The sequence below is a fragment of the Pseudomonas sp. B21-047 genome, assembly GCF_024748775.1.
GTDB lineage: Bacteria > Pseudomonadota > Gammaproteobacteria > Pseudomonadales > Pseudomonadaceae > Aquipseudomonas > Aquipseudomonas capeferrum.
Map to the genome: position 1 here is coordinate 3,341,132 of NZ_CP087169.1, position 11,900 is coordinate 3,353,031.

An 11,900-nucleotide genomic window follows, 5' to 3' on the forward strand; every position below is an offset into this window, starting at 1 on the left:
GGCTCATTCCTCGAAGGTGGCGCCCGGCCCAAGCCGGGCCTGATCGCTGAGTACATAGGCGGCTACGCGGGCCTTGTGGGTGGCGCGGTCACCCCATGACGGGTCAAGCGACCAGACGCGCTTCATGAACATCTGCAGGTCCACCTCCCAGGTGTAACCCATCGCGCCATGCACCTGGATGCCATGGCGCGCCGCCAGCCAACTGGCATCACAACAGGCCAGCTTGGCTTGCGAGACATACACATCGGCGCCCCGCTCGCCGTGGGCCAATGCGTAGGCGGCGCGATAAAGCGCGGGCTTGGCGAACTCGATCTTGCTGGCGATATCGGCCAGGTGATGCTTGACCGCCTGAAAGCTGCCGATCGGCTTGCCGAACTGCTTGCGCTGGGCCACGTAGTCCACCGACAAGTCAAGGATGCGCTGGGCCAGGCCAAGCAACTGGCCGGCAACCGACAAAGCGCCGCGGTTCAAGGTTTCGGCCCACAACACGCGGCCTTGCTCCCCCCCGATCAACAGCGTATCGGGGCTTGGCTGCCAGCTGACCTTTCCGAGCCGGCGCGAGGCATCTATACTGGCGTTGGCCTGCACATCCACCTGTGCACGCGGCACCGCATGTACCTCATCGCCGTGGGCAAGTATCAGCCACTCGGCCACAGGCGCATCGGGCACCAAGGGGTTGATCGGGTGCCCGATGGCCATGCGCACGCTGCCTTCGGCGATGCGCGGCAACAGGCTGGCTTTCACCGGGTGCTCGGCGGGCAGGCCGTTGAGCAGGCCGGTAACCACATAGGCGGTATCGGCCAGTGAATCGGGAATGGCGTAATACCCCAGCTCCTGGGTCATCAACGACCAGGCCACATCGTCCATGCCCAGGCCGCCGAACTGTTCGGGCACCGACAAGGCGGTCAAGCCCTGTTCGGCGATCTTGCCGCGCAGGTCGGCAGAACGGCCCACGTCGGTTTCCCAGATCTCGCGGAGCATCTCCGGCGCGGCTTCGGTCATCAGAAAACGGCTGATGGCCTCACGAAACGTGAGCTGATCATCGGTAAAGGTAAAGTCCATGGCCGGCTCCTATTTCGGCAGGCCGAGCATCCGCTCGGCGATGATGTTGCGCTGGATTTCGTTGGTACCGGCATAGATCGGCCCGGCCTGGGCAAACAGGAAGCCTTCGAGCCAGGCCCCCGCGACCGCTTGCGGGGCGCTGCTCAACAACTCGCCGTGGGCGCCGAGGATGCGCATGGCGGTGTCATGCATCTTCAGGTCAAGTTCGGACCAGACGATCTTGTTGATGCTCGATTCGGCGCCGATCTGCGCGCCACGGCTCAAGCGGCCCACGGTGTGGTAGGAGGACAGCGCATAGCCTTCGGCGCCCAGCCAGGCCTCGACCACCGCCTCACGGATGCTCGGGTCACGGTCTGCGCTTTCCCGGTTAGCGTGGTACAGCTGCACCAACTTGCGCGCCGTGGCCTGGAACCGCGCCGGCGAGCGCAACAGCAAGCCACGCTCGAAGCCGGCGGTGGCCATTGCCACCTGCCAGCCCTGGCCTTCTTCACCAATGCAGTTTTCCACCGGCACCCGCACGTCGTCGAAGAACACTTCGGCGAAGGTGTTCTTGCCGTTGAGTGCCTTGATCGGGCGAATGGTCACGCCCGGTGAGTCGAGCGGTACGGTGATGAACGACAGGCCATGGTGCCGGCTGGAGTGCGGATCGCTGCGGAACAGGCCAAACAGCCAGTCGGCGAACAGCGCCCGGCTGGACCAGGTCTTCTGCCCATTGAGCACGTAGTGGTCACCGTCGCGAATGGCCTTGCTGGTAATCGCCGCCATGTCCGAGCCGGCATTGGGCTCTGACCAGCCCTGCGCCCACATGTCGACGCTGGAGGCCATGCGCGGCAAGAACCGTTGCTTCTGCGCCTCGGTGCCAAACTCCATCAGGGTCGGGCCGAGCATCAACTGGCCGTTCTGGTTTACGCGCATCGGCGCATCGGCGCCGTAGTACTCTTCCTCGAAAATCAGCCACTCGATCAGGTCACATCCCCGCCCGCCCAAGTGCTTGGGCCACATGACCATCGACAGGCGATGCTCGAACAGCTTGGCCTCCCAGGCGCGGTGCTGCTCGAAGCCCTCACGGGTGTCGTAGCTGCCCAGGGGGCTGGTCGGCAGGTTTGCGGCCAGCCATTCACGGACTTCCTGGCGGAAGGCCTTCTGCTTTGCGGTATAGGCTAGTTCCATGGCGCTCTCTCAGAACTTCGCGTCGCGTTTTTCGACGAAGGCGCGGCGGGTTTCGGCGGAATCCGGGCTGGTATAGGCCTGAAGGGTGAAGCCCTGCTCCCAGCGGTACTTGTCTTCCAGGTTGCCGTCTTCGATGCCGTTGAGGGCTTCCTTGGCAATACGGATCATCGCCGGGCTCTTGGCGGCTATCTTGGCGGCGATTTCCAGGGCGGTTTCGCGCAGTTGCTCGCGCGGCACCACACGCTCGATAAAGCCGTACTGCGCTGCCTCGCCCGCGCTGATCTTGTCGCCGGTGAAAAACAGGTAGCGCACCTTCTGCACCGGGAACAACCGCTGCAGGTGCGCACCGCCGCCCATGGCGCCGCGGTCCACTTCAGGCAAGGCAAAGCTGGCGCACTCGGAGGCGACGACAATATCGGCCGCCCCGGTGATGCCAATGCCGCCACCCAGCACAAAACCATGCACGGCGACGATGACCGGCACCGGCGTGCGATGCACCGCCTTGAACGCGGCGTAGTTACCGGCGTTCACCGCCACGATCCGCTCGGGGTGGGCATCCAGCTCCTTGATGTCGACGCCTGCGCAAAAGCCGCGGCCCTCGGCACGGATGACGATCACCCGCACCTGCGGGTCGTTGCCCAGTGCCTCGACGTGCCGCGCCAGGTCAAACCACTCCTGGCTGTCGAGGGCGTTGACCGGCGGTTTGGCGAGCACCAGTTCAGCAATGCCCGCCTCGATTTGTGTAGTAAATGCTTGATTCACGGTGGTTCTCTCCAAGGCTCAGCGGGGCAATTCAATTAACGGCTCAGGCAGGTCCTGGTCGCGATGGCGGGCCAGCAACGCCTCCAGGCACTGCTCGGCTTCCTGGACGATCTCGTCGATCACCTGCTGGCAAGTTTTCAGTTCGCCAATCGCGGCCGCGACCTGGCCACTGGGCAAAATGCCCTCGTCCGGCACGCCATCGATCATCGAGCGCTGCAACAGCACTGGCTGATTCGCCGCCATCACCGCCTGCGAGACCGCGCCAGGGTCCTCTGCCAGGGCCTGACGCAGCACCGACACCAGGTGCGCCAGGCTCATGCCGGTGTGTTGCTTCCACTTCCAGGCACTGCGCAGGGCAATGCCCAAGCGCCCAAGCGGCCCGGCCTGTTCCAGTCGGTTGATGTACGGGTTGTCGATCATGCGGTGGCGCATGCCATCGACAGCGGTGGTCACCCGCACCCGCTGCGGGTCGTTGACGTTGAGGTAGTGCACCAGGGTGGTCGAGGGCGTGGGCGAGTCTCGGCTCATCAGAAAACGCGTGCCCATGGCAATGCCCACGGCGCCTGCTGCCAGGGCACCTGCCAGGCCACGGCCGGTGGAATACCCCCCGGCGGCAATGACCGGCACCGTCACGGCGTTCAATACCTGCGGCAGCAGGATCGAACTGGGCACGCCCCCGGTGTGGCCGCCGCCCTCGCCGCCCTGGATGGTGACCATGTCTGCGCCCAGCGCCACGGCCTTGATCGCGTGCTTGAGTGCCCCCACGGTGGGGATGCACAGCACGCCGGCAGCCTTGAAGCGGGCGATGGTCTGCTGGTCTGGCCCACGGCCATAGCTCACGGCACGCAGGCGGTGGCGGATGGCCAGGTCGACGCACTGCGCGGCGTTTTCCTGGAACATGTGGAAGTTCAGGCCAAAGTTGCGGCTACCGGTGGCGGCAATCACCTTGTTGATCTCGCCCTCCAGGGCATGTGCGGCGATGGTGGCCCCGGCCAGAAAACCAAAGCCGCCGGCCTTGGTCGTGGCAATTACCAGGTTGGCATCGGCCACCCAGCCCATGGCGGTTTGCACAATCGGGTAACGACAGCCCAACGCGTCGGTCAATGGCGTGTTCATCCAGCGGCTCATGCCTGCTCTCCACTGGCAGCCTGCTTGTTGGCCTGGGCCATGGCCTTGGCATCGAAGCCGCCCAGCTTGTCGCCACTGAGCAGTTCATTGTGGGCATGGGCAAAGTGGTGCCAGGCAAACGCGGCATCCATCGCCGTACGCTTGCCCTGCAGGTCTTCGACGTGGTTGATCGCCTGCTTGGTCAAGGCCAGCCCCATGCGCGGCTGACGGGCAATGTGTGCCGCCAGCGCGTAGGTGCCCTGCTCCAGCTCTGCGCGCGGCAGCACCCGGTTGACCATGCCCATCTGGTAGGCGCGCTCGGCGCCCATGCGGTCGCCGGTAAACAGAAACTCCTTGGCGATGCGCGGGTTCAGCTCATAGGGGTGGGCGAAATACTCGACCCCCGGGATGCCCATGCGCACCACCGGGTCCTGGAAGAAGGCATCGTCGCTGGCGACGATCAAATCGCACACCCAAGCCAGCATCAGCCCGCCCGCCACGCAGGCGCCGTGCACCATAGCGATGGTCGGTTTGGGCAGTTCGCGCCAGCGCCGGCACATGCCCAGGTACACCTCCTGCTCACGTGCATACAGCTGCTCGCCGCCCGGCTTGTTGGTGTGGTCCCACCACAGGTGGGCGCGCTCGAACGGTCGGTTGATGTCACGCCCGGGCGTCCCGATGTCATGGCCCGCGGAAAAGTGCTTGCCCGACCCGCGCAGCACGATGACCTTGACGCCGTCATCGTCGACGGCCTGGCGCAGCGCCGCATCCAGCGCGTAGGTCATCTGCGAGTTTTGCGCGTTATTGAAGGCTGCCCGGTTCAGGGTCAGCGTGGCAATGCCGTCGGCCACGCTGTACAGCACCGGTTCTTGCGTTTCATAGACCGCGTGGTCTTCACGCTGGACGAATTCACTGTCAGGGCTGTTCATGCTCACCTCCCTCCCCTACACCTGACGGATGCCAGGCGGATTGCCCTTGATCGCCGCGCTGCGGTAATCGTGGGGGTCAAGCCGACGGATCAGGGCCAGTTGCGCAGGCGTCGGTGGTGCGGTTTCCATCAGCGCTGGCGACTTGAGCAGCGGGAAACCGGTCTTCTCCTGCACCTCTTCAAAGCTCACCCCAGGGTGCAAGGTGCGCACCTGCACCGCGCGTTCCGGCCCTTCGAAGTCCATCACGCAGAGGTCGGTGACGATGCGGCGGATATCCATCAGGTCACGGCGCACGCCCTGCGGCCAGCGCTCGGCCTTGAAGCCGACGCCAGACACCATGTCCACCTCGCCGCTGACGAATACGCGGGTGTTATGGTTAGGCACGAAGAACGAGTTGATGTGGTTGATGCTGTTGCCAGGCAGGCCACGCACGCCGAGCATGGCCGCCTTGGGCTGGTGATAGTCGCCCACGCAGGACAAGTTGCTCTGGCCCCACCGGTCGATCTGGGTCGGGCCGATCATGGCGTGGCGGCGCCCGCCCCAGACGCACTCGAACACGCGCTCGAAACTCAGGTAACCCGAGTACTTCGGCACGTAGTCACCGCGCGGCCCCAGCGGGATCGGCTCTTCCACCAGGAAGGCCTCACTGTCGGTCATCAGCAGTTGCGGGCTGTGGCTGAGCTTGGCCAGGCTCGCGCCCAGGCGCGGCACCACGCCCAGGCCCGAAGCCAGCCATTCCCCATTGTCGCGCCAGGCCTCGCTGGCGGCGACGATCAACAGTTCGGCGAGGGTGAAATCACAGGGGTTCGTCATGTTCATACTCCTCAGAACACCGGCAGGGGCAACGCGCCCATGCGTGCGGCACCGCCATTCTTGTCGTGATAAGCCGACTCGCCCGGAACCACGAACGCGTCGACATAGGCCTGCCAGCCCCCCGCCTCTGCGGCACTGGCTGCATACTGCTTGAGGTGGTTGAGGTCCCAGCCGTACTCGGGCTGGCAGCAGGTCGGGTGGGCGCCGAACGGTGCATGAATCACGCCGCTGACCAGGTAACGCTCAAAGGTGTTGCCGCGCGCTTGTTCGGCTGTCAGCTCCAGGCGCTCGTGCAGCTGCTCGCAGGACACGAAGCACTGTTGCGCGGCACGGGCAAACAGGTGATCGAAGTACGGGTCCGGGCCGGTCAGCAGGGTGTTGCCCAAGCGGTCGGCGACATTGACGTGGACAAAGGCCACATCCAGGTTCAGCGCCGGCATGGCCAGCAGCACTTCACCATCGGCATAGGGTGACTGAATGGTTTTCAGCGCAGGGTTGAGCGTTGTCACGTCCGTGGCCAGGCCGCAGCGGGTGGGCAGGAACGGCAGGCGCATGGCTGCGGCACGCAGGCCCCACTGGAACATGCCCTCATCGACCTCCAGCAGCTCCAGCCCGCCGGCTTCACGCGCCTTGCGGTAGTAAGGCTCCAGCGGGATGGCATCGAGCGTGGCAAAGCCGAACACCAGCTTCTTGACCTTGCCTGCCGCGCACAGCATGCCCACCTCGGGGCCACCGTAAGCCACCACGGTCAGGTCCTTGACCGCAGAGCGCAGGATCTCGCGCACAACGGCCATGGGCTTGCGCCGCGGGCCCCAGCCGCCGAAGCCGATCGTCATGCCATCGCGCAGTTGGGCCACCGCATCGGCCGCTGTCATTTGCTTGTTCATTGCGTATCTCCTTGCTGTTGGCCGACCGAAAAATCGTGCCCCCACACGCTCACGCGGGTGAATTCGAAGGCCGAGTGCTCGGCCCAGTCCACTTGCAGGCCGCCGTAGCCGTACTCCAGGTCGAAGCCGGACGGGGTTTTCATGTAGAACGAGGTCATGCGGTCATTCAGGTGCTGGCCGAGGGTGGCCGACAATGGCACCTGGTGGGCCTGGCGCCGGTCATGGGCGCGGCCGACCTCGGTCATCGAGTCGACTTCCACCATCACGTGCACACAGCCCGAAGGCACGGCGAACTCGGCCAGAGCCAAGGAGTGATGGCGGCTGTTCTGGCAGTGCAGGAAGTGAATGCGGATGGGTGCTGCCGCCGGGTCCGGACGGAAGTTGAAGATGTCCGACAGCTCGAAGCCGAGCACGTCCTTGGCAAAGGCCACGGTGGCGTCGAAGTCCGGGGCAGGCAGCACGGTGTGGCCCAGGCCCATGTCGCCGGTGAGAAAGCACGGCACACCTTGTGGCGACACGAACGGCAGGCAATCGGAGCGGTGGCCCCAGCTCAGTTCGTGGCGGTTGCCAGACGGGTCGACCACGCACGCCAGGGCTTGCACGCCACGCTGCTCAAGCTCGGCGGCGCTGCCGGCTTCCCAGTGCACGCCAGCCTCGTCCAGCGAGCGCAGCGCGGCGTTGAACGCGCGTTCGCTGGCCAGCTCCCAACCGGACGCCAGGTAGCCCGCCTCGGCGCCTTCGACGATCAACATGCGAAAGGGCCGCTCATCCATTTTCACGTACAGACCGCCGCCGGGTGCTGGCGTGACCATCATGCCCAGCACGTCTTCGGCATAACGTTGCCATTGACTGAGGTTTTCGATTTGAGCGACGAAGTAGCTCAGACCCCGGATATCCATCATGCCTTGCTCCCCAACGACTGGACCTTTGATGAAGTCCATTGTGCTGAGGGCAAGCCATTGCCTCATCGTCCGTTGAGACTAAGCAACTGATCGGAGTGGGAAAACAAACCGGCGCCGGGCAAAAGCAAAAGGGGCGCAGCGCGCCCCCGTGCCGTCATTGCCGGCGCCTACAGGTACAGGATCACCAGGTCATTGATGACCGAAGGGCGCTCGCTGCCGACAACGTGGGTGTTCACCTCCAGGGTCAGTTGCATGCCACGCTTGCCCTGCGCCACCTGCTTGACCCTGGCCCGCGCGTGGATCCGCGAGCCTGCTGGCACCGGTGCCGGGAAACGCAGGCGGTCGGAGCCGTAGTTGACCAGGGTGCTGAAGCCGGTGATCTCGAAGCCCAACGGCAGTTTCAGCCGCGACTGCAACACCTGCACCAGCGCACCGTGGGCAATGGTGCCGCCAAACGGGCTCTCCTTGCGGGCGCGCTGCGGGTCGGTGTGAATCCAGTAGTCATCGCCCGAGAGGCTGGCGAACGCGTCGATCAACGCCTGGTCGACAACGATCTCGTTGCTCCAGCCGGTGAAGGTTTCGCTGACCAGGCTTTGCAGTGCCGGCTCATCGTCCATGGCCACTTTGCGCACGGGGGGCGCTTCGGGGGTGGCTTCGGCGTGCACCTGCTGGGCGCCTGCCCAACGTTGCAGCGGCAATGGGTCGTTGCCCAGGCCGGTGAAACGCAGCAAGCGCGATCCTTGGGCATCGACTTCGGCAAACACGGGCTTGAGGCGCATGCCGACCTTGATCGCCTGCTCGTCCAGCCCCACCAGCGTGGTGTTGATCCGCACCCCTTCATCCAGCTCGACCACCGCCAGCATCTGCGGCATCTCATCGACGAAGTCCGGCAAGGTGGCAATCCGCGCCACGGTAAAGCTGTACAGGCTGGCGCCACCGCTGACCTCACGCCAGCTCAGGGCATGGCCCAGGCAGCGTGGGCAATGACGGCGTGGGTAGAACACCCAGTGGTCGCAGGCAGTGCACTGCTGGATCAACAGCCGCTGTGCCTTCAGGCCCTCCCAGAACGGTGCCGAAATCTCGGTTGGCACCGGCATTGGCTTATTGTTCGACATGCTGGTCATGCTCCCTGAAGAATCAACGCGGCCTGCTCGCTCATCACCCCACCGGTACCAGAGACATACACGCTGTCGCAGCGCTTGAGCTGCCGCTCGCCGGCCTCGCCACTGATCTGCGTCAGCGCCTCGATCACCTGCGACATGCCCCCCGCTGCCCCCGCCTGGCCGAAGCTGAGCTGGCCACCGTGGGTGTTCATCGGAAAGTCGCCGCGCCAGGTGAGGTCATGTTCACGGACAAAGTGCATGCCCTCGCCCTTGGCACAGAACCCGGCATCTTCCAGGGTCAGCAAGGCGGTGATGGTGTAGCAGTCGTAGATTTGCGCGGCATGCACATCGCCAGGCTTGAGCCCGGCCATGTCGAACGCACGACGTGACGCGGGGCCAATCGGGGTGTCGAGCATGTCCTTGGCATAGGAAGGCGACTTGAACGCCAGGTGTTCACCAAAACCGGTAATGAACGCCGGCCGTTTGCGCGCCCGGGCGGCCACCTCCTTGGAGGCGACGATCAGCGCTGCGCCACCGGCCACCGGCATGACGATTTCCAGAATGTGCAGCGGGTCGGCCACACGCTTGCTGGCCAGCACCTGTTCGATGCTCAAGGGCTGGCCGTGGAACATGGCCTGGGGGTTGGCCAGGGCATTGGTGCGTTGGTCGACCGCGATCTTGGCCAGCGCCTGCGGGTCATAGCCGTATTGCGCGGCGTAGCGCTGGGCGATCATCGCATAGCCGGTGTTCTGGCCCATGTGGCCGTAGGGCAGGTCGAATTCCGCCTCGGGGGCGCCAAACGCCGTGCTGTGCCCGCCGTAGCGCATGGCGCGGGCCATGGCGCCAGGGTCTTCATCCGGCCCCATCGGCGCCAGCCGTGCGGGGAGTACGCACAGTACCGCCTGGCACAAGCCAAGCTCGATGGCGGCAGCGGCGCGCCATACCATGCCCACGGAAGTGCAACCGCCGAGGTCGACCACTTCGGCGAAGTTCACGCTCAGACCCAGGTACTCGGCGGCCATGGCCGGCACGAATACCGACGCCTCGTGGAAATGCGGGCCATTGATCACCAGGCCGTCGAGGTCTTCGGCGCGAAGGCCCGCGTCTTGCAACGCTTGCGCGGCAAGATCGGCGACTTGTTCGAGGTGGAACATTCTCGGCGCGGTGGCGTATTTTTCTGGTTTGTACTGGGCGGCGCCTACAATCGCCGCATGACCTTTCAGACCCATGTATCCCTCGCTCGAAGGCTTGTGAATCAGGTTTTTGTTGTGGGGTGACGATGACACAGTTGGGGGGAGCGGGTAATCGTCCGTTTTGATTAGGGGAAGGTTGGGGATGGTGGGGGGGCTAACTGGGGTTCGCCAATGCATTTTCAGCGCCTGTGAGATCGAGCGCCGCCCCACTGCCCCCAAGCCAAGCACCTCAGAAGCTGTACTTCACCGAAAACGACCCATAATCACGGTCCGCCAGTAAGCGCTTGACCGGGTCGGCATCCCCCAGGTAGCTGGTCACACGCAGCGCGACTTCCAGGTTGCCCAGGTACTTGAAGGTCGTCCCCACACTCAGCCGACGATCCCCCTGCAGCCCAGAAATGGTGCCTGCCATCGGCGTGGCCCCACTGAACACGTTGGAGAAGTTCACCGGCACCTCCAGGTCCCACCCTTCGAACACGCCCGGGTAACTGAACGACGCACCCACGGTATAGGCGCTGGCCGTCTTGCTACGCCAGCCCGATGCGGTCTTGTAGGTGTAGTCGTCCGACGGCTGCACCAACGGGCGCATGGAGGGGATCAAGCTGTTGCCCAAGCCCAGCAGGTTCGGCGCCGCAGACGCCTCATCGACGCTGTCGACCCGTACATGGACGATTTCGGCAGTGAGCGACGTCTGGCTGGCCCACGGCCGGTCGCCGAGGATGCGGATGGCCGAAAGCTGCATCTGCTGGCCCTTGCCACGTGCCGGGGTAGGCCCCAGGCCGGTGTTGACCATCACCGGCGCACCGTCGCGGTACGACCACTCGGCCCCCACCTGGGTCTCGCCGATCTTGGTCGACGCACTGACACCGGTCAGCTTGATGTCCTCGAAGTAGGTGATCCGGTAACCGTCCGGGCTACCGAAAAACACGCCAGGCCCGGCCGGATTGACGCGATACCCCACCAAGGCAGTCGCTGGGTTCTTGTCGTGGTAGTTGACATGGAACAGCGACAGCTCCAATGCCTGCACCGGGCGAAACCGCACCTGCACGCCCCACTGCCCGCTATCGCGCGGCTCATCGGTACCCCGGTAGTTGATCCGCGAGCCATCGGCCCCCAGGATAAAGTCGCGCCCCGGCCCGACCACATCGCTGGTGGACAGGTAGCTGCCCACCGGTGGCAGCTCTGTGCCCAGCCACTCGTACTGCACGTAGGCGCCAAAGCTCAGTTGCGGGTTGAGGCGATAAGACGCCGAGACCTGCCCGACCGGCAACAGCACTTCTTTGACCTCGACGCCCGGTTGCGCCGCCTTGACCGCATCGGACGGGCTCTGCACACCGCTTACGCCCGGATAGAACAAGCTCTCGCCCCAGGACTCGACATGCCGGCCCGCCTTCACATCGAGCATCGAGTCATTGGCGAAACGCCAGCCACCGAACACATAGGCATCGAGGAATTTGCTACGCCCGCCGCTGTAGTACTTGGTGTCGCTGGTGAACTCGTTGAAGTCACCGTCCTTGTTCACCGTGCCCGGCGAATCGTTGTCGTTGCTGCGGTGGTACACATCGTCATAGAAGGTACTGGCTCGCAGCACCGCACCGTAGTTGTCCTTGCGCAGGATCATCTCGGCCAGGGCGCCAATGCGGTTGGTGACCAGGCTGCCCTTGTCGAAGTTGCGGTCGCCGTCGTCGGCGTTCAGCGTCAACAGGTCCTTGTCCGGGCTGGCCAGACGCACCCCCAGGCCATAGCTGGTGGTCACGGTCCAGTCCAGCGTTGCACCGTTGTCGAACTCGATGGTTTCGCCCGCCCAGGTTGGCGTCGCCACCAGCCCCATCGCCACCACCAGCCCCGACAACGCGACGCCCGGAACGCGTGGGCCAGCACCTTTCTTGTTGTTTTTATTCGTCACCATGCCTCTCCCGTTTTACGGCCCAGTGGCCGCGCTTGAGTGCAACAACACCACGTCTCGTTCACC

The 11,900-nt window shown here is 64.6% G+C and carries 11 protein-coding genes; all 11 read right to left on the reverse strand.

The genetic code is table 11. From position 1 onward, the window contains the following. Positions 1-3: 3 nt before the first annotated feature. Entirely contained in the window at positions 4-1,062 is a 1,059-nt protein-coding gene (locus LOY26_RS15115; protein ID WP_186664306.1) for an acyl-CoA dehydrogenase family protein, read from the reverse strand. A gap of 9 nt (positions 1,063-1,071) precedes the next feature. Beyond that, positions 1,072-2,232, reverse strand: a complete 1,161-nt coding sequence (locus LOY26_RS15120; protein ID WP_186664308.1) for an acyl-CoA dehydrogenase family protein — start codon at positions 2,230-2,232, stop codon at positions 1,072-1,074. Positions 2,233-2,241: 9 nt separating this feature from the next. Then, entirely contained in the window at positions 2,242-2,994 is a 753-nt protein-coding gene (locus tag LOY26_RS15125) for an enoyl-CoA hydratase family protein (protein ID WP_186664311.1), read from the reverse strand. Positions 2,995-3,012: 18 nt separating this feature from the next. Continuing rightward, the gene (locus LOY26_RS15130; protein WP_186664313.1) at positions 3,013-4,122 is read right to left on the reverse strand and encodes a nitronate monooxygenase family protein; all 1,110 of its coding nucleotides are present in this window, start codon (positions 4,120-4,122) and stop codon (positions 3,013-3,015) included. After that, positions 4,119-5,030 carry an enoyl-CoA hydratase gene (locus LOY26_RS15135; RefSeq protein WP_258713736.1) on the reverse strand — a complete coding sequence of 304 codons (912 nt, stop codon included), beginning with the start codon at positions 5,028-5,030 and terminating at the stop codon, positions 4,119-4,121. Before LOY26_RS15135 ends, LOY26_RS15130 begins: the two co-directional genes overlap by 4 nt. A 15-nt stretch (positions 5,031-5,045) precedes the next feature. Next, complete coding sequence (locus LOY26_RS15140) at positions 5,046-5,843, reverse strand: CoA-transferase subunit beta (RefSeq protein ID WP_186664317.1); 798 nt, start codon at positions 5,841-5,843, stop codon at positions 5,046-5,048. A gap of 11 nt (positions 5,844-5,854) precedes the next feature. Beyond that, complete coding sequence (locus LOY26_RS15145; RefSeq protein WP_186664319.1) at positions 5,855-6,730, reverse strand: CoA transferase subunit A; 876 nt, start codon at positions 6,728-6,730, stop codon at positions 5,855-5,857. After that, positions 6,727-7,632, reverse strand: coding sequence for a VOC family protein (locus LOY26_RS15150; RefSeq protein WP_186664321.1), 906 nt, complete (start codon positions 7,630-7,632; stop codon positions 6,727-6,729). The genes LOY26_RS15145 and LOY26_RS15150 overlap by 4 nt, the downstream gene beginning before the upstream one ends. Before the next feature lie 167 nt (positions 7,633-7,799). Continuing rightward, positions 7,800-8,747 (reverse strand): OB-fold domain-containing protein, encoded by a 948-nt coding sequence (locus LOY26_RS15155; protein ID WP_186664323.1) that lies wholly within the window; start codon positions 8,745-8,747, stop codon positions 7,800-7,802. 5 nt (positions 8,748-8,752) lie between these two features. After that, on the reverse strand, positions 8,753-9,964 hold the full coding sequence (locus tag LOY26_RS15160; RefSeq protein ID WP_186664326.1) for a thiolase family protein: 1,212 nt from the start codon (positions 9,962-9,964) through the stop codon (positions 8,753-8,755). Between the two features lie 193 nt (positions 9,965-10,157). Continuing rightward, positions 10,158-11,834: a DUF1302 domain-containing protein gene (locus tag LOY26_RS15165; protein ID WP_408980775.1), complete on the reverse strand. Its 1,677-nt coding sequence runs from the start codon at positions 11,832-11,834 to the stop codon at positions 10,158-10,160. Between the last annotated feature and the right edge of the window lie 66 nt (positions 11,835-11,900).